Origin of the sequence: Sphingomonas sp. PP-F2F-A104-K0414 (assembly GCF_004340945.1) — a bacterium.
Lineage (GTDB): Bacteria > Pseudomonadota > Alphaproteobacteria > Sphingomonadales > Sphingomonadaceae > Sphingomonas.
Window position 1 is genome coordinate 140,339 of sequence record NZ_SLYD01000008.1, and the last position, 24,243, is coordinate 164,581.

At 66.3% G+C, this 24,243-nt stretch carries 15 protein-coding genes; 2 read left to right on the forward strand and 13 right to left on the reverse strand.

Annotated features, from left to right (window positions below):
- Nucleotides 1-690: 690 nt before the first annotated feature.
- The 6 genes from C8J46_RS17740 to iolC all read right to left on the reverse strand — a co-directional run bounded on the left by C8J46_RS17740 (nucleotide 691) and on the right by iolC (nucleotide 8,594).
- The gene (locus tag C8J46_RS17740) at nucleotides 691-1,884 is read right to left on the reverse strand and encodes an IS91 family transposase (protein WP_132741908.1); all 1,194 of its coding nucleotides are present in this window, start codon (nucleotides 1,882-1,884) and stop codon (nucleotides 691-693) included.
- A gap of 6 nt (nucleotides 1,885-1,890) precedes the next feature.
- Nucleotides 1,891-2,799, reverse strand: coding sequence for a tyrosine-type recombinase/integrase (locus C8J46_RS17745; RefSeq protein ID WP_132741910.1), 909 nt, complete (start codon nucleotides 2,797-2,799; stop codon nucleotides 1,891-1,893).
- A gap of 343 nt (nucleotides 2,800-3,142) precedes the next feature.
- Nucleotides 3,143-3,958 carry a 5-deoxy-glucuronate isomerase gene (gene iolB / locus C8J46_RS17750; RefSeq protein WP_132741912.1) on the reverse strand — a complete coding sequence of 272 codons (816 nt, stop codon included), beginning with the start codon at nucleotides 3,956-3,958 and terminating at the stop codon, nucleotides 3,143-3,145.
- Nucleotides 3,959-4,834 carry a myo-inosose-2 dehydratase gene (iolE, locus tag C8J46_RS17755; RefSeq protein ID WP_132741914.1) on the reverse strand — a complete coding sequence of 292 codons (876 nt, stop codon included), beginning with the start codon at nucleotides 4,832-4,834 and terminating at the stop codon, nucleotides 3,959-3,961.
- Nucleotides 4,831-6,702 (reverse strand): 3D-(3,5/4)-trihydroxycyclohexane-1,2-dione acylhydrolase (decyclizing), encoded by a 1,872-nt coding sequence (gene iolD, locus C8J46_RS17760; RefSeq protein WP_207894217.1) that lies wholly within the window; start codon nucleotides 6,700-6,702, stop codon nucleotides 4,831-4,833. The genes iolE and iolD overlap by 4 nt, the downstream gene beginning before the upstream one ends.
- Nucleotides 6,654-8,594, reverse strand: coding sequence for a 5-dehydro-2-deoxygluconokinase (gene iolC / locus C8J46_RS17765; protein ID WP_165886625.1), 1,941 nt, complete (start codon nucleotides 8,592-8,594; stop codon nucleotides 6,654-6,656). The genes iolD and iolC overlap by 49 nt, the downstream gene beginning before the upstream one ends.
- A gap of 110 nt (nucleotides 8,595-8,704) precedes the next feature.
- Here iolC and iolG point away from each other — a divergent pair, with 110 nt between their 5' ends.
- Entirely contained in the window at nucleotides 8,705-9,694 is a 990-nt protein-coding gene (iolG, locus tag C8J46_RS17770; protein ID WP_132741916.1) for an inositol 2-dehydrogenase, read from the forward strand.
- A gap of 7 nt (nucleotides 9,695-9,701) precedes the next feature.
- On the opposite strand, the gene eutC is transcribed toward iolG, so the two are convergent.
- Genes eutC through C8J46_RS17785 form a run of 3 tightly spaced genes read right to left on the reverse strand, consistent with a single transcriptional unit; the run spans nucleotide 9,702 to nucleotide 13,263 of the window.
- On the reverse strand, nucleotides 9,702-10,442 hold the full coding sequence (gene eutC / locus C8J46_RS17775; protein ID WP_132741918.1) for an ethanolamine ammonia-lyase subunit EutC: 741 nt from the start codon (nucleotides 10,440-10,442) through the stop codon (nucleotides 9,702-9,704).
- Nucleotides 10,443-10,444: 2 nt separating this feature from the next.
- Complete coding sequence (locus C8J46_RS17780; RefSeq protein ID WP_132741920.1) at nucleotides 10,445-11,827, reverse strand: ethanolamine ammonia-lyase subunit EutB; 1,383 nt, start codon at nucleotides 11,825-11,827, stop codon at nucleotides 10,445-10,447.
- Entirely contained in the window at nucleotides 11,824-13,263 is a 1,440-nt protein-coding gene (locus C8J46_RS17785; RefSeq protein WP_132742000.1) for a glycoside hydrolase family 125 protein, read from the reverse strand. The genes C8J46_RS17780 and C8J46_RS17785 overlap by 4 nt, the downstream gene beginning before the upstream one ends.
- A 90-nt stretch (nucleotides 13,264-13,353) precedes the next feature.
- Between C8J46_RS17785 and C8J46_RS17790 the strand changes: the two genes are divergently transcribed.
- Complete coding sequence (locus C8J46_RS17790) at nucleotides 13,354-14,388, forward strand: SIS domain-containing protein (protein ID WP_132741922.1); 1,035 nt, start codon at nucleotides 13,354-13,356, stop codon at nucleotides 14,386-14,388.
- Here C8J46_RS17790 and C8J46_RS17795 read toward each other — a convergent pair.
- The 4 genes from C8J46_RS17795 to C8J46_RS17810 form a co-directional block, all read right to left on the reverse strand.
- Nucleotides 14,372-16,729 carry a GH92 family glycosyl hydrolase gene (locus C8J46_RS17795; RefSeq protein ID WP_132741924.1) on the reverse strand — a complete coding sequence of 786 codons (2,358 nt, stop codon included), beginning with the start codon at nucleotides 16,727-16,729 and terminating at the stop codon, nucleotides 14,372-14,374. The genes C8J46_RS17790 and C8J46_RS17795 overlap by 17 nt on opposite strands.
- On the reverse strand, nucleotides 16,719-18,269 hold the full coding sequence (locus C8J46_RS17800) for a CehA/McbA family metallohydrolase (RefSeq protein ID WP_243643496.1): 1,551 nt from the start codon (nucleotides 18,267-18,269) through the stop codon (nucleotides 16,719-16,721). The genes C8J46_RS17795 and C8J46_RS17800 overlap by 11 nt, the downstream gene beginning before the upstream one ends.
- Before the next feature lie 18 nt (nucleotides 18,270-18,287).
- Nucleotides 18,288-21,068 carry a TonB-dependent receptor gene (locus C8J46_RS17805; protein ID WP_165886626.1) on the reverse strand — a complete coding sequence of 927 codons (2,781 nt, stop codon included), beginning with the start codon at nucleotides 21,066-21,068 and terminating at the stop codon, nucleotides 18,288-18,290.
- Between the two features lie 149 nt (nucleotides 21,069-21,217).
- Entirely contained in the window at nucleotides 21,218-24,094 is a 2,877-nt protein-coding gene (locus C8J46_RS17810) for a TonB-dependent receptor (RefSeq protein ID WP_132741930.1), read from the reverse strand.
- Nucleotides 24,095-24,243 lie beyond the last annotated feature (149 nt).

Consider the following 24,243-nt stretch of genomic DNA (forward strand, 5'->3'; position numbering starts at 1 on the left):
CCATCGACCTCATGTACCTCAAGACTCCGCCACGGTTTAGACGACGTCGCCGTCCGACAGAGGCTGTTCGAGCATGCCGGCGTCGGTCGCAAGGCTGAGCAACGTCGACAGCTTGTCCCCCCGCCCAGGATGCTAGCAACTGCGACAGCCCGCGCAAGTAGCGGTCCGGACATTCCAGACGGTCCTCCGACATAGCTAAAGGGACGGAGAGGTGATCAGTCTACTCAAATGAGCGAATGGCTGCGTCCGCGTAGCAATCGAGCGGTGTTGCAACCCCGAAAGCGGTCAGGCTGTAATCCACCAGGAAACGGCCGATTAGCCCCCCTGCCCCACCAAATGAACGAACGTCTATTTACCGCAATCACCGCCCAAAAGCGGACCGGCCGCTTTCCTGAAGAGTTTCGGATGCCGGTAGGCGTACGAAAGTCTTGGAAGCCCGAACCCGCGGGCGACAGGCGGTGCGCTATGGGATTTTCGGTTTCTGGCCGGGTGCGGCGAGCAGCGACACGGAGGACGCGGGCGCGAACCTGAATGCGGACCGGCCGGTTTCAGGTCGGCCTGACGGGCTCGCCAGCGCGGGTAGCTCGGCTCTGTATGTTGCGATTGCCTCTCTGGCGGCGGTCGGCGCAAATGACATCGTCTCCGCAAGCACAGGCGCTGCGGGGTATGCTGTCCTTGGGCCGTGCCGGGTCACGACGCCTGCATCCCGGATAGAAGAGCATGGGCCGGCGGTGCGCGGGGCTGACTTTGGCGTTCGAAGGTTTCGACGACGACCATACGCCCACCGCAGCACGGGCATGGCGGCCGTATGTCGTCCGGTTCGGCCCGCGTGTCGGGCGCCGCGAGCGGTGCTACCCGGAGCAGCTCGCGGGCGCGTTCGAGATGCGCCTTGCGAGTGGCGCCGGCGAGCAAGCCATAGTGACGGATGCGGTGAAAGCCCTTTGGCAGAACATGGAGCAGGAACCGGCGGATGAACTCGTCGGCGGCCAGCGTCATGACCTGCTGGCGGTCACCGCCACCCCGGCGGTAATCCTTGTAGCGGAAGGTGACGCCGGCCTGGTCGAAGCGCAGCAGCCGGCTGTTCGAGATCGCGACGCGGTGGGTGTAGCGCGACAGATAGGCAAGCACCGTCTCCGGTCCGGCGAACGGGGGCTTGGCATAGACGACCCAGCGCTTCCTCCGGACCGGCGCCAGGTGACGCAGGAACGCACGCCGTTCGGAAAGATGCACGAGGCTACCGTGGAATGCGAGCCGTCCCGCACCGTGCAGCGCCATCAACCGGGTCAGGAACAGGCGGCGGAACAGCTTGCCCAGCACGCGGACCGGCAGCAGGAACGCCGGCCGTGACGAGATCCAGCGGCTGCCGTCCCGCGACAACCCGCCGCCCGGGACAATCATATGGATGTGCGGATGGTGGGTCATCGCCGAGCCCCAGGTGTGCAGCACCGCGGTGATGCCGATACGGGCGCCGAGATGCTTCGGGTCGGCCGCGATGGTCGTCATCGTCTCCGACGCTGCCTGGAACAGCAGCCCATAAACCACCGCCTTGTTCTGGAGCGCGATGTCGGCGACCTCGGCCGGCAGGGTAAAGACGACGTGGAAGTAGCCAACCGGCAGCAGATCGGCCTCGCGCTCGGCGAGCCAGGTGCGTGCGGCCGCGCCCTGGCACCGCGGGCAGTGCCGGTTGCGGCAGGAGTTGTAGGCAACCCGCCAGTGCCCGCAGTCGGTGCAGGCTTCGACGTGCCCGCCCATGACGGCGGTACGGCAATGTTCGATGGCCGACATGACCTTCAACTGGTCGAGGCTCTGGTGTCCTGCACGGGCGGCCCGGTACGCGGGTCCGGCAGCGCGGAAGATGTCGGCGACCTCGATGGAGGCGCGCATGCCCGCTCAGCCGCTGGACGTCGTTGCTTCCATGGCGGCCGTCGCCAGCCTGTCGAACGGGCTGGTGACATTGCGCAGCACCCGGGTAGCGACCTGCGTGTAATAGGCGGTGGTTTCCAGCTTGGCGTGCCCGAGCAACGTCTGAATGATGCGGACGTCGATTCCGTCCTCGAGCAGATGCGTTGCGAAGCAGTGCCGCAGCGTGTGCGGCCCGACCCGCTTGCCGATGCCCGCCGCTACGCTCGCCTCGACGACGATGCGGTGCAACTGCCGGGTGCTGAGCGGCCTGCAATAGTGCTGGCCCGGGAACAGCCAGCCGTCGACATGCAACACGCCCTCCCGCCGGCCAACTCGCCACCACTCGCGCAACAATGCCAGCAGACCGGACGGCAGCATGGCGTTGCGATACCGCCCGCCTTTACCGCGCTCGACCCTGAGCAGCATGCGCTCGCTGTCGATGTCGCGCACCTTGAGGGCCGCAATTTCGGATGCGCGTAGCCCGGCACCATAGGCGACCGACAGCGCCGCCTGATGCTTCAGGCACGTGGTCGCCGCCAGCAGCCGCGCCACCTCGTCCTGGCTCAGCACCACCGGCAACTTGCGCACGTGCCGCATGCGGACCAGCTTGCGCGCCAGGTCCGGCCGGTCGAGCGTTTGCGTGAAGAAGAACCGCAGCGCCGCCACGATGGCGTTCATCGTCGGCGCCGGCACGCCCAGCTCACACTGCTCGACTTGGAACCGCCGCACCTCCTCCGCCGTCGCCGTGTCCGGCGAGCGCCCGAGGAACGTCGCGAACCGCCCGACATCGCGGATATAGTTGCGCTGCGTCTCGCGGCCGAACCGCCGTATGTCCATCTCGTCGATGAGACGCTGGCGTAGCGGGCTGACGGCAACAACGGGTATGAGGATGGTCATGGCAGGGCTCCTTTCGTGGAACCCCGATGCTCTGCCTGCCGCCCGCAGCGCTCAACCGGCGCGCTACACCTGCGATGTCACGTCAACCGCCCCCCGCACGACCCTCCCGCGCAGCGGGTTCGTGCTTCCACCAAGTACTGTAGATGCGTTACGTCAAGGCGCTGATCAGTACAGTCCTATCAGCGATAGCTGGCGCGTCGTCACGACTAGCTCACAAAGTTTGCCCGCTAATCTGGATCTCTGCCAGGGCAAATTCCTGCTCCACTGCCTCCTCTCAACGTCAGGATCAGATTACGACGGCAAGATCGACGCGCTAAAATCCGACGATGTTTCACGTAGGTCATCAGATCGGTGGCGGGGCGGACAAATCGAGCCAAACATAGTCGGGGTCGGTGCGAACACGCCAGGAACGTCGTGGCCCAGCCATCACGTTGAGGTAGTACAGGTCGTGGCCGGGTGAGGCTGAGACAGGGTGATAGCCAAGCGGGACGAGCACCACGTCGCCATCATTGACGGCGATCGTCTCGTCCAAGCTGCGATCATCGGTATAGACCCGCTGGATCGCAAAGCCCTCTCGTGGCGAGAGACGGTGGTAATAAGTTTCCTCTAGCTGCGTCTCTTCGGGAAAAGAGTCACTATCGTGTTTGTGCGGTGGATAGCTCGACCAGTGGCCACCAGGCGTGACGACTTCGACGACCAGCAAGCTGTCCGCCTCCGCACCTTCCGGCAGAATATTGCGGACGAAACGGGTATTGGTGCCGCTGCCGCGTACTTCGCACGGCATCGCGTCGGGCGGAATCACACGTACCGATCGCTGCGTCGTGCCGGGAGCGGTGCAGAGTGCAATTTCCGCTACTGTTGAAGCGGTGATGGTATAGTCGCACCCGGCCGGCAGGTACATCGCGACGGGCGGCCCGTCGAATACGGTGCGTCTGCTACCCAATGTCGTGAAGCATCGGTCGCCCGCGACGATATCGACCGTCCCGGACAGTATCACTACGCATAGTTCGCGCGTCGGATCGCCGCCGCGATACCGCTGTCCGGCGGCGAGCCTGACGACAGAGAACCCAACGTGCGTCCATCCGGCGCTCGACGGCGTCACCGACACGACGACGCCGTCATCCGCCGGTATGCTCGAGGCGATCCGCAAGCGAGACATTCAGCGGTCTACCAATCGTCGCATCGTGACGAAACCAGACGCGGCATACGCCCGTGGATCGGCCATGGCCGGATCCTGTTCAGCCTCGATTACGATCCAGCCTCCATAGTTGATCCCCTGCAGCGCTGCGATCAACGGCGCAAAATCATACTCGCCATCGCCTGGGGTGGTGAAGATGCCCGCTGCGACGCCATCGAGGAAACTTCCGCCGGTTCGGAGGGTTGCGACGTGACGATCGGGGCGAACGTCTTTGGCGTGGACGTGGAAGATTCTCTTCGGCCAGTCGCGAACCACCGCCGCCGGGTCGATCCCGCCATAGCGCGCATGTCCAGTATCGATCGTCAGGCCCACCGCCGGCCCGGTGTTTGCAAGCAACCGGTCGAGGTCGTCGACGGTCTCGACGACCGTGCCGAGATGGTGGTGATAAGCGAGCAGCATGCCGCGTGATGCGACATGCGCCGCGACTTGATCGAGCCGTCGGCTGAATTCAGGCCATGCGTCGGCTGGCAATCGTGGCGGCCGGTTTAATGGGCTCGCTCCATTCACATGCGTCGAGTTAGACGTCTCCGCGACGATCACTATTCCTCCAGCGACACCAGCCAGCAGATCGAGATGTGGCGTCATGGCATCGATCTCCGCTTCCGCGTCGCGCTCGAGCAGCCGCATGCCATACCAGCCGCCGATCGTCGCAAGGCCGTGCGCCGCCATGATCGGCGCCAGTATCGCAGGGTCGCGCGGGAAGAGATGCCCGAGCTCGATGCCGTCGAACCCGATCGCGCGCGCATCCGACAGGATCGTGTCAAGCGTCGTCCCCGCCCCCAGCGCGGGAAGGTCGTCGTTGGCCCAGCCGATCGGACTGACACCCCAGCGGATCACGACGTCACTCGCGGAACAATGCGCTCATAGGTGCCGCGGGCAGCGACCACACCTGGCCGGGAGGATACCGAAGGGATCGCGACATCCCACCAGTGGCCGCCGGCTGCCGTCGCGCGTGCGGGATCGGTCTTAACGACGATCACTGTTACCGATCGCGCCGACCGAGCACGGGCCAGCGCCGCCTCTAGCGCGGCGATATCATCGACCGCTTCCGCAACTGCGCCGAGGCTGCGCGCGTGGGCGACGAAATCGATCCGCGGCGCGGCGTCGGGAAGGAGATTGCCGAGCCCTTCGCTGCCGCTAGCGCACGCAAGCCGCTCGATGCAGCCGAAACCGCGATTATCGACCAGCACCACGGTCAACTTCACGCCCAGCATCACGGCGGTCGCCAGTTCCGAATTGAGCATCAGATAGCTGCCGTCGCCGACCGTCGCGATTACGTCGCGCACCGGCAGCGCCATCGCCACGCCAAGCGCGCCGGCGATCTCGTAACCCATGCAAGAATAACCGTATTCGGCATGATAGCCGCCCGGTCGCAGCACACGCCACAATTTGTGCAAATCGCCCGGCAGCCCGCCTGCTGCGCACACGACCACGGTATTTGTCGTAGCCTGCCGCCAGATCGCCCCGACGACCTGCCCATCGGAGGGTATGGCCCCATCGGGCGTTGTCGTCGCCCGCCATGCGTCATCCCACGCCGCCCGGGCGCTACCGACGGCCGCGTGCCAAGCATCCGGCACCTGCCATCCCTTCAAAGCGTCGACGAGTGCGCGCAAGGTCACGTCGGCATCACCGAGCACCGGCTCGGCATCGTGCCGGGCGACGTCGTGGAGCGCGACGTTGACCTGGAAAAGCACCGCATCCGCAGCGAACAAAGTACGCGATCCGGTCGTGAAATCCTGCAACCGCGTACCGACCGCGACGATCACGTCCGCCGCCGCCGCTGCCGCATTCGCCGCCGCCGTCCCGGTCACGCCGATCCCGCCAAGCGACTGTGGATGCTTCCAGACCAGCGCCCCCTTCCCCGCCTGAGTCTCGGCGACGGGAATGCCGGTCGCCGTCGCCAGCGCCGCCAGGGTCGCCTCCGCGCGCGCGTACAGCACGCCGCCGCCGGCAACGATCAACGGCCTCTTGGCCCCCTGCACCGCTGCGACGAGCCGGGCAAGTTCGTCGCGATCGGGTTCGGGACGGCGCCGTCGCCACATTCTTTCGCGAAAGAACGACAGCGGATAATCGAACGCCTCGGCCTGCACGTCCTGGCACAGGCACACCGTCACGGGACCGCAGGCGGCAGGGTCGGTCAGCACCGCCATCGCCCTTGGTAACGCGTCGATCAGCTGTTCAGGGCGGACGATGCGATCGAACAGCCGTGACACCGGGCGGAAACAGTCGTTCGCGCTGACTGTCGCATCCGCGAAAGCCTCAACCTGCTGCAGCACCGGATCCGGGCGGCGGCTGGCAAACACATCGCTTGGTAGGAACAACACAGGCAAACGATTGACATGCGCGAGCGCCGCGGCGGTAACCATGTTTGTGGCGCCCGGACCGATCGAACTAGTGCACGCCATCGCGCGGTCGCGGCGGTGCGCCTTGGCGAACGCGATTGCGGCATGCGCCATGCCCTGCTCGCTATGAGCGCGGTAGGTCGGCAAAGTCTCGCGTACGCCGGCCAGCGCCTCGCCGAGCGCGGCGACGTTGCCGTGGCCGAAGATCGCCCAAACTCCCGCGAAATAGCGCGTCGCGACGCCGTCGATCTCGACATGCTGCGCCGTCATCCAGCGGACCAGCGCCTGCGCGGCCGTTAGCCGGGCGGTGCCGTTCACCCGCCCGCCACAGCCGGCAGGGATCGCGCCCGCGCCGTACGCCAAGCCTCGACAAGCACCTGAAAATTCGCCGTGATCTGCCTCATCGCTGCATCCTCGTCGATCGCGCCGTCCAGCCACTGCGTCGCGACGGTGTGCCAGATCGTCCGACCGACCGCAAAGCCCTTTACGATCGGATAGGCGGCGGCGACCTCGAACCGTTCGAGCAGAACCGCAGGCGCCGCCGACAAGCCGAGCAGCAGGACCCCTTGGCACGCCGGATCATGCGTATCGATCACCGCCGCGATCCGGTTCCAGGTGGCGTGATCCTCGGCCGGCTCCAGCTTCCACCAGTCGGGATGGATGCCGAGACCGTAAAGATGGTCGAGTACCCGCGCGGTCGTGTCGGGCGCCACATCGCCGTGCGCGGACACGATCACCTCGAGCAGCAGTTCGTGCCGCGTCGCCCGACACGCCTCGAACAGCCGGACCAGCTGGCGGTCTTGCATCGCGCGCAGATCGTCCGCGTCGTCCATCCGGTAGTAGACGAGGCACTTCACCACCTGAGTCACCGGCCAACCGCGCAGCGTCACCGCCGGATCGAGGCCGCTCTCGAACCTCAGTGGTCGCGATCCCGCGACCTCGATCGGGCGCCCCGTCCAGTATGGCAGGTCCGCCGCAGCCTCCAGCGCGCGCGCGCCGTCGCCGCCGTCGAGCAATACGCCGAAACTGCGATCCCCCGCCGCCAGCCGATCGGTCGCGCGCAGTACCAGCATCTTGAAGCTCGCGACCCGACCGCGCGCGTCCGGCCCGGACATCCGCACCATCTCGTCGAACTGCGTCCGGTGATCGACCGCCAGCACGGTCAGCGTGTCATACCGCCGCGCGCGGTGGGCAATCCAGTGCTGCTGTTCGAGATCGCGGTCCTGGCGCAGCCGGTACGGCCAGCTCTTCCGCGCGAGAAAGCCGCGCAGTTCGTCCCACCCCGGCATCGCCGGCGCGCAACCATGCCGCGACACCACCAGCGCGCCGCACGCATTGCCCCATGCCGCCGAGGTCGCCAGCGTCTTGCCGCGCAGCCAGCCGCGCAGGAACCCGGCCATGAACGCGTCGCCCGCGCCGAGCGCATTGAACACCTCGACCGGATAGCCTGGCACCACGCAGGCGTCTTCGAGCCTGGCGGGACTGTCGCCCTCGACGACGACGCTGCCCGCTGCCGCGCGCTTCACCACGATTGGTGCCGCCGTCAGCCGCCGGATCGCCGCCAGCGCCACCAACGTATCGAGCGAACCACCGAGGATGTGAATCTCCTGCTCGGTACCGACCACCAGGTCGACCAGCGGTAGCACCTGCTGCATCGTCGCGGTGACGGCAAAATCCGCGACGAATCGGTTCTCGCCCATGTCGCGCGGCGTCAACCCCCAGAGCACGGGCCGGAAATCGACATCGAACACCACGCGCCCGCCGCCCTCGTGCATCATGTGCGCTGCCGCCATGCTCGCCGCGAACACGCCCCGCTGCGACAGATGGGTGCCGTTGACCAGCACCGCGTCGGCCGTGGCGATGAACGCCGGATCGACGTCCGCCTCGCACAGCGCCATATCCGCGCAGTCGTCGCGGTAGAAGATCAGCGGGAACGTCTCGGGATCGCGGATGCCGAGCAGGACCAGCGCCGTCAGCCGGTCGCGATCGGTCAGCACGCCGCGTGTCGCCACACCTTCGCGCACCAGTTGCTCGCGAATGAAGCGCCCCATGTGGTCATTGCCGACCCGTGTGAGCACTGCACTGCGCAGGCCAAGCCGGGCGGCGCCGATCGCGGTGTTGGTCGGACTGCCCCCGACATATTTACCGAAGCTCGCCATATCCTCGAGCCGGCCGCCGATCTGTTCGCCGTACAGGTCGACGCAGGACCGCCCGACTGTGATCAGCTCCAGCTTCATCATCGGTTCGCTGCGCATCGCTTCCACGATCCCGGCGCATAAGGTGATCCCACCGGTTTGACAACGTGGTGCTTGCCCGACATGGCGCAGACGTGGAATGGAGCCGACAACGGGTCGAGGAGGAAGACGTGCACGCCGTCGCAGTGATCGGAGCCGGGCGCATCGGCCGCATCCATGCGGCCAACGTCGCTGCGCACCCCCGGCTGCGGCTCGCCTGTGTCGCCGATGTCGCCAGTGACGCCGCGCAGGCGCTCGCTGCACGGCATGGCTCGGTCGCGCGCGATGTCGCCACCGCGCTGGCCGACCCCGCGATCGACGCGGTGGTGATTGCCAGTCCGACCGCGCTGCATTGTGACCACATGCTCGCCGCCGCCGAAGCGCACCCCGGACGCGCGATCTTCTGCGAGAAGCCGATCGACCTCGACCTCGCGCGCGCACGCGCGGTGGTCGAACGGCTCGACCGGATCGGTGCGCGCGTGCTGATCGGGTTCAACCGGCGCTTCGATCCACATTTCGCCGCGCTGGGATCGCGGCTCGCGTCGGGCGCGATTGGTACGATCGAAGCGATCCACATCGTCAGCCATGACCCCGCACCGCCGCCGCCCGCGTATCTCGCCAATTCCGGCGGCCTGTTCCGCGACATGGTGATCCACGATTTTGACATGGCGCGCTGGCTTCTCGGTGCGGAACCGGTCGGCGTGTTCGCCAGCGCCGCCTGCCTGGTCGACCCGGGAATCGCCGCGGTCGGCGACGTCGATACCGCGCGCACGATCCTGCGCGCCGCCGACGGACGACTGTGCACGATCAGTTCGAGCCGGCGCAGCGGCTATGGCTACGACCAGCGGATCGAGGCGTATGGCGCCGGCGGCATGATCCGCGTCGGCAACGTCACCGAGACGATGCTGGAAACCTGGGGTCCAACCGGCGGGAGCACCGATTCGCTCCAGAATTTCTTCCTCGATCGCTATGCGCAGGCCTACAGGACCGAGATCGCGCACTTTGCCGACGTAATCGACGGTGTCGCACCGCAGGTTACGCTGCACGACGGCATCGCTGCGCTGGTACTTGCCGAGGCGGCGGAGCGGTCGGTCCGCTCGGGCAAGATGGAGGCACCCTGACCACCTGTCAGCTGCCGTCATCGAGCGCCGCCTGCCCATCGAAGCGGTTCTTCAACGCAACGCCGGTCTGTTGCAGCCGCCGTGCCTCCGCCAGCAGCCATGCGATGCTGCGCGCGGCCATTGCCGGGGCGAGCCCCCCGTCGCGAATGTTCGACACGCAGTTACGCTCGCTGTCGCGGCGGCCGGGCGCCGGATCCCAGGTGAGATAAGCGCCGATCCCGTCCGCCGCCGCGAGACCGGGCCGCTCCCCGATCAGGACGAGGACCGCCGACGTGCGGAGCGCCGCGCCGATCGGATCGCCGATCGCCACGCGCCCCTGCCGCACCAGCATGACCGGCGCGATCCGCCAGCCCGTCAGCAAAGGCCTGAGCGCCGCGACCAATGGCACCGCGTTGACGTTGATCGCGGTCGCCGACAGGCCATCGACGACAACGATGGCCAGATCGACCGGATCGCCGCTTTCCAGCGTCACATCACCGGCGAGCCGTCGCCCGAGATCGGGCCGCCGCAGATACGTCGCACGATCGGTCGCCGCGCTGTCGACGACCATAGTGTCCTCGCCGAGCCCCGCGATCAGCGCCTCCACGTCGAGTACGGCGTGCACAGCATCGCACGCCAGCGCATGATCGCGCTGGAAGGCGAGCATCGCTGCGGTCGGCAGTCCCTGCCCCGCCCGCCCGAGGCCGATCCGCGCGCTGGTCGCCGCCCGCAACGCGGCGAACGGATCGCAGATTGGCGGGTCGGCCATCGTCAGGACGACGCCAGCAGGCGGTGGCGCGCGCCGAGCTGTTCGATCGGGCGCATCCGGCCGTCCTCGCCGACCAGCCCCATTTCGCCGAGCCAGCGTTCGAACTCGGGCGCAGGGCGCAACCCGAGCAGGTCGCGGATGTAGAGCGCGTCGTGGAAGCTGGTCGACTGATAGTTGAGCATCACATCGTCCGCCCCCGGCACGCCCATCACGAAGGTGACGCCTGCGATGCCGAGCAGCGTCAGCAGGCTGTCCATGTCGTCCTGGTCGGCGGCGGCGTGGTTGGTGTAGCAGACGTCGACGCCCATCGGCAGGCCGAGTAGTTTGCCGCAACAATGATCCTCGAGTGCGGCACGGATGATCTGCTTGCCGTCGTAGAGATATTCGGGGCCGATGAAGCCGACCACGGTGTTGACGAGCAAAGGCCTGAACTGGCGCGCGACCGCATAGGCGCGGCATTCGAGCGTCTGCTGGTCGACGCCATGATGCGCGTCGGCGGACAGCGCCGAGCCCTGCCCGGTCTCGAAATACATGACGTTGTCGGCGACGCTCCAGCGCTTCATCGCCAGCGTCGCGTCGTGCGCCTCGCGGAGCAGCGCAAGATCGACGCCGAAGCCGCGATTGGCCGCCTCGGTCCCGGCGATCGACTGGAAGCACAAATCGAGCGGCGCGCCGCGTGCGATCAGCTCAAGGCTGTTGGTGACGTGCGTCAGGACGCAGGTCTGGGTCGGAATCGAGAATCTCTCGCGCACTGTGTCAAGCAGGTGGAGCAAGGTCGCAGCGCCGTCGACGCTGTCGGTCGCGGGGTTGATCCCGATCACCGCATCGCCGCAGCCCATCAACAGCCCGTCGATCGTCGAGGCTGAGATGCCCGCAGGGTCGTCGGTCGGGTGATTGGGCTGCAACCGCACCGACAGCCGGCCCTGCAAGCCGATCGTGTTGCGAAACCCGGTCACGACCCGGCGCTTTGCGGCGACCGCGATCAGGTCCTGGTTGCGCATCAGCTTCGACACCGCCGCCGCCATCTCCGGCGTAATCCCGGGTGAGACGCGCGCGAGGACCGCGTCGTCGACCAAATTGCTCAGCAGCCATTCGCGGAAACCGCCGACGGTGAGGTGCGCGATCTCGGTAAAGGCGGCGCGGTCGTGCGTGTCGACGATCAGCCGGGTGATCTCGTCGGTCTCATACGGCACGACCTGCGCGTCGAGCAGGCTCGCGAGCGGCAGGTCGGCGAGCGCATAGCGCGCCGCGACCCGCGCCGCCTGGGTCGCCGCGGCGAGTCCTGCGAGTTCGTCACCCGAGCGCAGCGGCGTCGCATGCGCCAGCAGCATCCGCAGATCGTCGAACCGATACCGCGTGCCGCCTAGCGTCGCCGCGTAGCTCATGCGAGCAAGCCCGGCTTACGCTTCACAAGGTTGACGATCATCTCGCCGAACAGGCTGTTCGCCCAGGCGAACCAGGGGCGTGTGAAATGCGACGGATCATCCGCGCCGAACGCCTCGTGCATGACGCCGGTGCCCGCGTGCGTGGTCTTGAGGATGTCGAGGCAGCGCTGGATCGTCGCGTCGTCGTCGCTTCCCATCGCGCGAACGATCAGCGACATCGGCCAAATCATGCCGAGCCCGACATGCGGTCCGCCGATACCCTCGCCGGCTTTCCCTTGGAAGAAATAGGGGTTCGCCGCGCTCCAGCACCGTGCTTCGGTCCGGCGGAACAACGCGTCGTCGCGCGGGACGCAGCCGAGCATCGCCAGCGACGAGAGGCTCGGCGCGTTGGCGTCGTCCATGAACAGCGTGTTACCATAGCCGTCGACTTCGTACGCCCAGACCGCATCCGTGCCCTCGCCGATCCGGCCATGCGCGCGCAACGCCGCGGTTACCTCGTCCGCCAGCGCGGTCGCATCGGTCGCGAGCGCCGTGTCGCCCCGCGTTTCGTGTGCCAGCGACGCGAGCCATCGCAAAGCGGTGACCGCAAACAGATTGGCGGGGATCAGAAATGGATAGGCGCAAGCATCGTCCGAAGGCCGGAACATCGAATGGATCAGGCCGACCTTCCGCGTCGGTGCGCCATAGCCATCGAGGATCAGCGTATCGGTCGCGCTCTCCGCCGCACGCTGGAACCGGTAAGGGCCGGCGCCGTCCTTGCGCTGTTGCGCGCGGAAGGTCGCGACGATCGTGCGTGCCGCCTCGCCCCATTGCGCGTCGAACGCCGCACGGTCGCCGGTCGCACGCCAATAGCCATGCGCGAGCCGGACGACGTGGCAGAGCGAATCGACCTCCCATTTGCGCTCGGCGACACCCGGTTTCATCGTCGTCAGGTCGTCCTTCGCCCAAGACAGCGGCGTGCCGGCGCCGGCGTCGCGGGTGAATGCGTTGGCATAGGGATCGATCAGGATGCAGCGCGCGTGTCGGCCGATAAGTCCGCGGAACAGCGTGCGCAGCGCGGGATCGCGGTGCGCGAGCGGCAGATAGCCATGCACCTGCGCAGCGCTGTCACGCAGCCACAGACAGGGGATGTCGCCGGTAATGACGAACGCATCGCGACGGCCGTCGGGCATGCCCATCTCGACGCCCATCTCGACGGTGGTGTCAAGCGTGTTGGGGTAGCAGTTGTCGAACAGCCAGCGCAGTTCCGGGTCACCGATCTTCGCAGAGACGCGCGCGATTTCGGTTTCCACAGCAGGGCTGACAAAGCGCCGATCACCGACCGGCGGGCGTCTTGTCGATCGTGACGATATGGCTGCGACGCTACGAACCGGATTGGTTCCGGCGAGTGCGGCAAGGCCGGTGAGTACGGTCCGGCGGGTCGGGGTCGACGTCATGGCCACGAAGATATCGGGACTTTCGAAACGAATCTAGCAATTATGCTAGCAATGGAATATTTGGTTCACGTATCACCAGCGGGGACCAAGATGACCGATCCTGTCGAAAGCACAACAGCGATGTTCGTCGAAGCGCGCGAGGCGGGTGCGGCGGTGACGCGGCTGCTCGCCGCGAACCGCGCGACGATCGCCGCACTGGCGACGACTCTGCGCGCGACCCGCGTGCGGCTGGTGGTGACGTGTGCGCGCGGATCGTCCGACCATGCCGCATCCTATGGCAAATATCTGTTCGAGACGATGCTGGCCCTGCCCGTCGTCTCCGCGGCGCCATCGATCGCGTCGCTGTTCGGTGCGCCGGCGGGCGGCGGCGCGGACACCTTGTGCATCGCGATCTCGCAATCGGGGCGCAGCCCGGATCTGCTGGCAACGGTTGGTGCGTGGCAGCGCGCGGGGGCGCATGTCGTCGCGCTGGTCAACGACGAGGAGTCGCCGCTTGCCGCGCTTGCCGACACGGTGATCGCGCTCAGTGCCGGGCCCGAATGCTCGGTCGCCGCGACCAAGTCCTGCATCGCGGCGATGGCCGGGCTGGCCGCGATCGTCGCAGCGATCGCCGACGATCCCGCGCTTGCCGATGCGGTGGAGGCACTGCCCGCCCAGCTTGAAAAGGCTTTCGAGCAGGACTGGCGAGCATTGTCGATCGCGCTGGTGTCGGCGACCAGCCTGTTCGTCGTCGGCCGCGGCTATGGCTTCGGGATCGCGCAGGAAATGGCGCTGAAGCTGAAGGAAACGTGCGCGCTGCATGCCGAGGCGTTCAGCGCTGCCGAAGTCCGCCACGGGCCGATGACGATCGTCGGGCCCGGCTTTCCGATCCTCGCGATCGCCGGATCGGACGTGTCCGGCGAGAGCGTACGCGCGGTGGCGGAGGACTTCGCCGAGCGTGGCGCACGCGTGCTGCTGGCGGACTCGACCGGCGGCGGCGCGCTACCAGCGGCGAAGACGCATCCCGCGATCGAGCCGATCCTGATGCTCCAGAGCTTCTACCGTGCGGCCACCGCGCTCTCGCTGGCACGCGGGTTGAACCCCGACGCGCCGCCGCATCTCGCCAAGGTCACGCAGACGGTCTGAGCGCGCCGAAGGACGGCGGCCGGTCCGCGGGATCGCGGCCGAAGGCGGGGTTGGGACGGTTGCCCATCTCGAACACCAGCCGCCCGCCCTTCGCCAGATCGGCATGCGCGATCCAGCTCTTCGTCCAGGGCTTGCCGTTCCACGTCGCCCTCTGGACATAAACCGCGTCGACCCCGACGCCCGGCGCCTCGATCACCACCCGGCGCCCCTGCCCGACCGCCAGCGTCGCACGCGAGAACAGCGGCGCGCCGAACACGTACACCGCGCTGACCGGATCGACCGGATACAGCCCCATCGCGCTCATGAGGTACCAAGCGCTCATCTGCCCGCAATCCTCGTTGCCCGACAGGCCGTCAGGCGCGGCGCGATACTGACCGGCGAGCAGCATCCGGACGCGCGCCTGCGTCTTCCACGGCGCGCCGCAATAGGCGTAGAGATAGGCGACGTGGTGGCTCGGCTCGTTGCCGTGCGCGTATTGGCCGACCAGCCCGGTGATATCGGGGACCGACTCGCCAGCGATCCCGCTCTCCGCCGCGAACAGCGCGTCGAGCTTGGCCTCGAACTTCGCGTCGCCACCGAACAGGTCGATTAGGCCGTAGACGTCGTGCTGATTGAGGAAGGTCGCCTGCCACGCATTGCATTCGGTGAAGTCGCGCCAGTGCGTCGTGTCGTGACCGAGCGCGCGCGGATCGAACGGTTCTGCCCATTGCCCATCCGCAAGCCGCGGCCGCATGAACCCGGTTTTCGCGTCGAACAGGTTGCGATAGTTCCGCGACCGCGCACGCAGTCTGGCCGCATCCTCGGGCGCGCCCGCGACCTCGGCGAGCGTCGCCATCGCCCAGTCGTCATAGGCGTATTCGAGCGTCTTGCTCGCCGCCTCCGCCACCTTGTCGCTGGGGATAAAGCCGAGCCGGCGGTACGGATCGAGGCCCTTCACGTCGCGGTCGAACGCCAGTGCGCGAAAGCGCGGCCAGGCGGCAGCATAGTCTATTCCGGGCACGCGCTTGGCCGCCGCCTCAGCGATCACCACGGCCGAATGCCAGCCGATCATGCAATGCGTCTCGATCCCCTGGAGCGGCCAGATCGGCGGTCCGTGCGGGCTCTCGTCGGTCATCCGGACCAGCCCCCGGACCAGATCGGCGTTGCGCTCCGGCTGGACCAGGGTGAGCAGCGGATGCAGCGTGCGATACGTGTCCCACAGCGAGTAGGTGCTGTAGTTGTGCGCCCCCGCCGGGACGCGGTGGACCGCGGTATCCATCCCGCGATAGCGTCCGTCGACGTCGGAGAAGAGCGTCGGCGCAAGAAGCGCATGGTAGGACGCGGTGTAGAAGATCCGCCGATCAGTCTGGCTCGCGCCCTCGACCGTCAGCTTGGCGAGCTCGGTCGCCCAGGCCGCCCGCGCCTCGCGGTGAGCCCGGTCGAAATCCCAGTGCGGCAGTTCTGCATCGAGATTGCGGATCGCGCCCTCAACATCGACGCCAGACAGCGCGATCTTGACCAGCAACGGTGCCGAGCCCGCATCAGGAAAAATCAGCGCGACCTTCAGCGCGGCACCCGCGACCCGAAGGCCATCGACGGGAGCATTGTTGCTATAGAAACGCGCCTCCGCGAACGGTCTCGACAGCCGCATCGCGAAGTGGATCACGCGCCCGCCCGCCCATTGCTGGACGCGCCGGCTGCCGACCAGCATGTCTCGCCCGACCAGCCGCAGCGACGCGTCGGTGACCGGGGTCGGCTTGGGCGGATCGAAGCCGATGCTCGCCGCGTCGGGCTCGTCGCGGCTGCCATGCGCGAAATCGACGAGCAGATGCCCCCCGCCCGGGAAACGATAACGGTGCAGGCCGACGCGATCGGTCACCGTAAGTTCCGCGGCGATCCCGCTGTCAGGAAACGACACCGCGTAATAGCCGGGCGAAGCGCGCTCGTCGGCATGCGTGAACCGCTGGCGATAGCTGCCTTCCGGCTTGGCGAGCGAACCCGGATCAAGCACGACCGGCCCGACGCGCGGCACGACCAATATGTCGAGCAGGTCGCCGACGCCGGTGCCGCTCAGATGCGTGTGCGAGAAGCCGAGCATCGAAGCATCGTCATGGTGATAGCCCGAACACGCGTCCCAGCGCGCATTGTCGGTGTCGGGCCCGAGCTGGACCATGCCGAACGGGCGCGCGGCGCCGGGATAGGTATGGCCGTGCCCGCCGGTGCCGATGAACGGATCGACGAGATCGCACGGGTCTTCGCCGCCCTTTGCGGCCATTGCGGCGGCCGGCAGGCTCGCCGCTAGGGTAGCGACACCCGCCCCGGCCATCACGGCGCGACGGCTGAACGAACGATCATCGGACATAGATGGGATTCCCGATCAACCAGAGCCGCCCGTCGGGGCGGCGAACATCTGTACGAAACCAGCGCCGCGCGCCGTGGGGCAGCGCAAACGGGACATCGGCGGTATCGCCCACGACCGCGCTGTTCGCCAGCGCGACGCGGCGACCATCGACAACCAGTTCGACCCGGCCACCGGCGACGCCCTCGACATGCGCCGATCCTGCGATCTGGCCCGCGCGTACGGGCAGGCTTCCGCCCATCGCCACATGGTCGCCACCGCGCCGCGCCGTCAGGTCGAGCACGCGCCCGCGACCCTCGTCGAGATCGACGAACACCCGTCCGGACCGCAACCCACGCAGGATCGCGCCCTGCGACAGGTCGTCGGCGCGGATCACCGTGGCGAGGCTGCCGATCGCCGCCTGCGCGCCGATCGGCGAGTTGCCGCGATACTGGATCGCGTCGTGATTGTCCGAGCCCGCAATCCCGACCAGCCGGTAGCCCTTGTCGAGCAGCGCCTCCCAATAGCGAACCTGGCGGACAATCGCGGCCTCGCGGTCGCCAGAAGTCTTGCCGGACGTTTCTATCGTGCTGCCACCGTTGACGACTTCGATCGCGTCGACCTTCGCGTAATCGGTGTCGGTCGGTGCCCAGCCGCAGCCGAGGCAGTCTTCGCCGGTCGGTCGCGACGGATGGTTGATCGTCAGGAACCCGCCGGTCGCATGCGCGCTGGCGAGCATCGCATTCGGCGTCTCGGCGCCCGGGCGACCGATATCGGTCTCGACGAACCCCATATAGCCGAGCAGATTGGCGTGGCCGTCGCGGGTGGTCAGCTCGCGCCCCGGCATCAGCAGCAACGTGTCGAAATGCGGCTGGAGATACCCCATCTCGATGAACTGCGAGGTGACGTTGTGATCGGTCAGCGCGACGAAATCGAGCCCATGCGCGACCGCCTCCTGCAGCGTGTAGAATGGCGGACACCCTGCCTCGCGCCCGGCCAGGCTGCGGCATCGCGCGTCGCTCTGGCCGCTATGCGTGTGGAGATCGCCGCGATACCAGCCGGCGCCGGTGCGGATCGGCTGCGTGGCGAACGCGACCTCGTCGAGGTTCGTCTGCCGCGAGAACCAGATCCGCGCGGTCCAGGCCGATCGGTCAGCGGCGCGGATGCTCGGCACGGTCATCATCAGTCGCCACCGCCCCGCCGGTATCGGCCCCGGCAGGAAAGACGGCGTCGCGAACGCCTCGCCGATCGAGAAGTCGTATTTGGTGCCGCCGCCCCAGCCGCGAAAGCGGATCGGGTCGGCTACGCCGAGGGTTATCGTGACGCCGCGGTCGCGGCCTTCATAGGCGAACGTAACATGGACCTGCGCGGTGCCCGCCGGCACCTCGAACGCGAGATCGCGCTTCGTCGCACGGTCCCGCCCCTCTAGCACGCCGGTCAACGTCACGTCGGCAGCGCGGGGTAACCCGGTCGCCAACGGCGCGACGACCGGTTCGGCAAACACCGGCGCAGCAGGCGATCCCAGCCCAAAAGCCAGCAGGAACAGGATCGACCACCGCGCCATCGTCACTTGATCACCTCGTCACATCTTCATCGTCAGGCTGAACTGGAACACGCGGCCGGTCTTCATATAGCCGCCGTTGCGATCGTTCGAGATGTACTTGGTCGCTTTACCCACGGTCGCCCAATAGGTGTGCTGGTCGAGGATGTTGCGTGCCGAGAACCCGACTTCGAGGTTCTCGGTGACCTCGAAGGCGAGGCCGAGGTTCAGCTCGCTGATCGGCTGGACATAGATGTCCGGCTGGCTGTCCTGCACCGCCGCCAGGATCCGGCCGGTATGGTTGTACCAGACGTTTGCGCGGACGCCGCCGCCGGCATAGAAGACCTCGGCATTGTAGATCAGGTCGGGCGCTTGGGGCAGGCTGGAGGTGCGGATGTCGGTGGCCGAGATCTGATAGGTCGCCTCGGTGTTCTGGTAGGTGATGTTGCCGCCCACGCCGAAATTGCCGAGCATGCCCGATCCGACCATGTCGCCGAGCGTGAAGCGGCCAGAGGCCTCGATCCCCTTGGCATTGCCGCTGCGCCCGTTGGCGGTCTGGATCGTCGTGACGCTGCCGACGGTCTCGCTGACCGACCGCGTACCGGTCGGCACGAGGATATTCTTCAGGTCCTTGTAATACAGCGCGACCTGAAGATATCGTCCGACGCCGCCATAATATTCGACGCCGGCGTCATAGCTCCAGGCCTCGACCGGCTTGAGATTAGGGTTGGGCTGGCTGACCGTGATCACGCCGTTAGAATCCGGTTCGCTCCGCCGCGTCGGGCCCGCAAGCTGATCGAACGCCGGTCGCGCATAGCTCGACCGGACCGCACCGCGCACCACGAACCGGCTGTCGGGCTTCCACGCTGCCAGCAAGCTCGGATCGAGATGATCGTAATCGCGACCGGCATTCACGAAAGTTCCGCCGACGCCGTTCGCATTGGTGACGAAATAGTTCGCCGTGAAGCTGTTGTCTTCATAACGGACGCCCGGCATCACCTCCAGCGTACCGAATTTCAGCGTGCCCGTGGCGTAGACCGCCTTGCGCTTCTCGTTGCCCTTGAGCAGCCCCTGGTTGATGATCGTCTGCGACACCGCGGCCTGGTTCACATACTGGCTGACCTGTGCGTCGAGTTGGCTGCGCTCGAGCACCTTGATCCCGCGCGCCGGATAGTAATCGAGGAAATCGGTCAGGACGTTGCCGAGATACTGGTTGATCGTCGGCCCCTGCACACTGCCGTTCTGGAGCGGCGTCAGGAAGCGATAGCGCGTCACGTCGGGCGCTAGCGTACGGCCCTTGCGGTCCGAATCCTCGTACAGGCCACCGACCGAAACGCTGGCGAGAATGCCCTCGCCTTCCCAGCCGACGCTGCTCTTCACGGTCTTCTTCACTTCGGACAAATAGTCATAGCCCTGCTGAACATAGAGCTGCGTCGGGCGATCGAGCGACGAGACGTACGCGGTCGCGCCGGACGACAGCACGGGCCGCGGCGACTTCGGGTTGGACAAGTCGACGACCACGCCTTCGCTCGACGCGCCGGTGTTGCTGGCCGCGCCATTGTACGCGACACCGCGGAACGCCGCCTCGATCCGCTGCGGCTGATCGAACCGGCCGTCGGCATATGCGCCTTCCAGCGAGGCGGTGAAGCCGTTCCAGTGCGCCTTTCCGCCAATCTGCGCCGAGAACAGTTCCTGCTCGACGTCCTCGGTGCGGAAATAGCTCGCCGGATTGATGCCGAGCGGGGTGTAGATACCGGCGGCGTTGTACGCCTGCGTCGTGCCGCCGTTGCTGAGCGTGCGGACCGGATTGCTGTTGGTCTGGCCGCGAGTCAGCTCGTTGCGCAGCGCGGTCTGGTTCATCGTGTTGGTGTTCAGATACGTCGCATAGTTGACGCGTGCGAACAGCTCGACCGAATCGGTGCGGAAATCAAGCGCCCCGGTCGCGCCGTAGCGCTTGATCTCGTTGTTGTAGAAGTTCCACTGCACACCGTCTGCCGACAGCGCATCGCCATTGGCGCGCGCGGTGCCGACGTTGAAATTGGTGGTCTTGTAATCGTTCTGGACTGCGGTCGATTCAGCGGCGTTGGCGCGCTCTTCGTAATAGCCGGCCACGTACACGCCGAACTGGCGATCCGACCCGAAGCGGCGCGCCGCGTCGATACCGACCGCGCCGCCGAACGCCTTCTGCTTGCGGTCGAGCGCGAGCCCCGCGACCTGGCCGAGCACGCGAGCACGGGTGAAGTCGGCGCCGAAATCGAACGCGGTCGGCGTGCGCAGATCGATGATGCCCGCGATCGAATCCGAATCTTTGGCGGCGCCCGGCGTCTTGTCGGCAGCGATCCCGCCGATCGCGAACGGCGAAAATAGGTTGAGCGAGATCGCGCGCGAGCTGCCCGCGACCTGCGGCAGGCGCAGGCCGTCGAGCGTATAGGCGTTGTAGCCGGTGTCGAACCCGCGGATCGAAACATATTGCGCCTCGCCCGTCGCGCTTTGGTTGCGACCCTGGTCGCGGCTGACCGAGATACCCGGTAGTGCCTTGGCGAGATCGGCCACGCCGGTCTGCGAGTTGATCGCGACGTCGCCGGTGGTAACGATGTCGACGACGCCGACCGCGTCATGCTCCTCGTTGAGCGCGGTACGCTGGCGCCGGCCGTTGACGACAATGTCGCTGGTCAGAGATTCGCTTGCGGTCTGCGCGGTATCCGCCGCTGGCGTCGCGGCAGTCTGCGCAGTCGCCACCATCGGCATAGCGGTGACCGCAGCAGCGACGGCGAACGCCATCGTACCGGACAGAAGAATTCCCTTGTTTGCTTGACGTTGCATATAGCCCCCCTTTGGAACTGACGTGCGCGTCGTCCGCGCATCGAAAGCTCGCTCGATACAAACCGTATCAGTCATTTTTAAGTCAATTTGATTTTTTTATATTGCAGCCGCGAATGGATTATCGTTCCAGATCCCAACCCCTTTCCGATCTACATCTTCCAGGTCGCTGTCAGCAGCGAGGTGGTGCCCGAATTGACGATGTCGGACACCGCCAGGCTGTTCTTCCCGATATGCGCCCAATAGCTGTAGGTGTTGAAGACGTTGGACACCGACACGTCGAACTTCAGCGTCTCGGTCGCGGCGAACCCGGCGTGCAGGTCGACACGGTTGATCGGCCGGACCCAGACATTGTCCCACTTGGCCCCCTTGCCGAGCGTATCATAGATGGAGACATAGCTGCCGGCGTGGTTGTAGTTGATGTCGAAGGTCACCGGACCGCTCTCGTAGAACAGCTGCGCGTTGCCCAGCAGGTCGGGTGCGTTCTGGATCCGGTCCATCCGCGTGCCGTCGCCGAGCACGTCGACCTTGGTCCATTGCCGGGTGATGTTCCCCGCGACGCCGAAGCCACTGAGAAAACCGGGCAGCCCCGACAGCTTCTGGCGTGCGGCGAGTTCGATGCCGTAGATGTTGCCGTCCCCGCCATTCTGCGGCTTGTAGGTGACGGTCCCCTGCGTCACGCCGACATTGGTCCCGGTGACGATCCCGGCGCTGCTGCCGTTGTCGTAGATATAGTTGCGCAGGTGCTTGTAGAAGCCGGCAAGCATGATGTGGCCGCCCTGGTCGAAATCCCATTCGCCCGAGGCATCGAGGTTGAGCGCGCGGATCGCCTTGAGGTCTGGATTGCCCTGCGTGATGGTGGTGACGCCGCCCGATACGACGGTGTTCGCGCCGCCGCCGAGTTGCAGGAACGGCGGCCGGACATAGCTGGTCCAGATCGACGCGCGGTAGACCGAGGTGCGGTTGGGCCGGTAGTTCGCGGCGATGCTCGGCAGCACCGCATCGAACCGCGCGACATTGCTGTCGAAGGCGCCGGTGCCGGTCACGCCATTGACGTTCGGCGTTACCCAGAAGACGTTGTGTATGTCGGTATGCTCGTAGCGCACGCCGGGGATCAGCTGGAGGTCGCCGACATCCACCTGCGTCATCGCATAGGTCGCGTACACCGTCTCGGTCGCGCGCTGCGTGTTGCAGTTGAAGCTGTTGATCGGGTTACTGCCGCAGGTATCGATGGTCGCATCGGTCGCGCCGCCCAACTTGTCGAACAACGCGAACAGCTTGCCCTGGTCGATCTCGGGCACCGCCCAGCCATACCGGCCCGGCCACACGCTCGGATAGGTCTTCGAGATGAGACCGAGGTCGCCAAAGCTCGTCGCGCCGCCGTAATTGGGCACGGTGTAGTCGCGGTTGGTGAGCATGCGGCGGCTTTTCTCGATCCGCGCGCCGACCTTGATGAACTTGAGCGCGCTGCCCTCGAAATCATATTGCAGGTCGAGCTTGGCGCCGCCCTTCTTCTGACCGCTCGTCTGCGGCGTGTATTCCGGCGCGCCACCGGCCGCAGGCATCGCCGGAATATTGTTAAGCGCGGTAGAAAGTGCGGGCGTTAGCAGCGGGACGGGATAGCCGTTATTGTAGCCGAACAACGTGCCGCTGCCAAAGGCGAGGCCATTGCCGTCCGAGCCCAGCGTCCGCGCCGCGACCTCGATATGGTTGGGGCGCGCATTGGTGCCCCAGCTGTAAAAGACGTTAGGGGTGACCGTCAGCGCGCCGAGATGCTTCTCGCCGCCGATCTGCGCGGTGCCGAGCTTGGCGAGCGCAGGGTTGGTCTCGTACCAGAAGCGGGTCGAAACGTTGCTGATGATCGGCGCGTACAGGCCATTGCCGAGCGGCGTGCCGTTCGAGCCGGTCTGCTTGTTCATCCCGATGATCTGCGTCAGGTGGCTGTTCTGCTCGGTGTTCGCCTGCGCATAGGTGAAGCGCGCATACACCGCGGTGTCGTCGTCGGGACGCCAGTCAAACGTGGCGTTGCCGCCGTACCGTTCGGTCGATCCCGACGACATGCCGAAATTGGCACCGGTCAGGATCAGGTTCGCTGCCGGATCGAGGTTGCTCGGATTCGAGCCGTCGGCGTTCTGCACCGCGAAGTCATAGCCGAAATCGCAACAGCCCGACGCCTGGATGCCGCCGACCAAGCTGTTGGCATAGTGGCGGATGTCGTAGAAGCCGCTGGCGTAGAACCCGAACTGCTTGTCCGGGCCAAACTTGGTCGAGAAGTCGGCGCCGACATTATAGCCGAGCCCGTTCTTGCCATAGGCGCGCGCGCGGCTTTCGAGGCGGCCGCCAGCGGTGATGCTAGCCCGCATCGAGTCGCTGTAATCGAACGCCGATGGCGTACGGAAATCGATCGTGCCGCCGATCGCATCGCCCAACATGTCGGGCTGCGAAGTCTTATTGAGGACGATCGTCTGGAGACCCGATGGCGGCAACAGGCTGAGCTGGACGCCGCGGCTGTACGGATTGCCCTGGGCGACGTTGACGCCGTTGATCAGGTTGAGGTTGTATTCGGCGTTGAGCCCGCGGACCGACACGAACATGCCTTCGCCGCGCGACGCGCCATCGACGCCGCCGGCAAACGACGAACCGGTGTTCATCACGTTGATGCCGGGCAACAGGCCCAGCGCCTCGGCAACGTTATGGACCGCGGTGTGCGCCAGGTCGTCCGCAGACAGCACGTTAGTGGTGTTAGCCGAGCGCATCTGCAGATCGGTTGCATCGTAGCGGTTGCCGACCACGAGGATGTCGCCTCCCGCGGCATCGCCGGCAGCGGCCGGCGTGACATCAGGGGCTTGGGCAGGTCCAGATGCGTCGGTCTTGCGCGCGGCGGCGGCCTGCGCCGCAGCGTCAGTCTGGAGCGGCCCCGATACCGCGTCTTGCGCGTGCGCCGTGGCCGGCAAGACGAGTGCCCCGGCCAATGCCCCCGCTAGCGAGATCCCCACCAACAACCGTGCACGCAGTTTCATCCGGCTCATCATGACCCCCAAGGCAGCCCGGCCCCTCGCCGGCATTCTTGAACGGCAAAGAATGCCAATGTCACTTTTATGTCAATATGATTTTTCTCAATGATATAAAATTGAACAGGATTTTCTATTTCATGGTATTAAATTGCGACTCTGGGTTG

Bases quoted from the DNA above. Each gene is read 5' to 3' on its own strand.
- C8J46_RS17740 (WP_132741908.1), bottom strand. From the start codon at position 1,884: ATGCGCGCCTCCATCGAGGTCGCCGACATCTTCCGCGCTGCCGGACCC.
- C8J46_RS17800 (WP_243643496.1), bottom strand. From the start codon at position 18,269: ATGGCGCGGTGGTCGATCCTGTTCCTGCTGGCTTTTGGGCTGGGATCG.
- eutC (WP_132741918.1), bottom strand. From the start codon at position 10,442: ATGGCCGACCCGCCAATCTGCGATCCGTTCGCCGCGTTGCGGGCGGCG.
- iolC (WP_165886625.1), bottom strand. From the start codon at position 8,594: ATGCGCAGCGAACCGATGATGAAGCTGGAGCTGATCACAGTCGGGCGG.
- C8J46_RS17745 (WP_132741910.1), bottom strand. From the start codon at position 2,799: ATGACCATCCTCATACCCGTTGTTGCCGTCAGCCCGCTACGCCAGCGT.
- iolB (WP_132741912.1), bottom strand. From the start codon at position 3,958: ATGTCTCGCTTGCGGATCGCCTCGAGCATACCGGCGGATGACGGCGTC.
- C8J46_RS17785 (WP_132742000.1), bottom strand. From the start codon at position 13,263: ATGACGTCGACCCCGACCCGCCGGACCGTACTCACCGGCCTTGCCGCA.
- C8J46_RS17805 (WP_165886626.1), bottom strand. From the start codon at position 21,068: ATGCAACGTCAAGCAAACAAGGGAATTCTTCTGTCCGGTACGATGGCG.
- C8J46_RS17810 (WP_132741930.1), bottom strand. From the start codon at position 24,094: ATGAGCCGGATGAAACTGCGTGCACGGTTGTTGGTGGGGATCTCGCTA.
- C8J46_RS17795 (WP_132741924.1), bottom strand. From the start codon at position 16,729: ATGTCCGATGATCGTTCGTTCAGCCGTCGCGCCGTGATGGCCGGGGCG.
- C8J46_RS17790 (WP_132741922.1), top strand. From the start codon at position 13,354: ATGACCGATCCTGTCGAAAGCACAACAGCGATGTTCGTCGAAGCGCGC.
- C8J46_RS17780 (WP_132741920.1), bottom strand. From the start codon at position 11,827: ATGAGCTACGCGGCGACGCTAGGCGGCACGCGGTATCGGTTCGACGAT.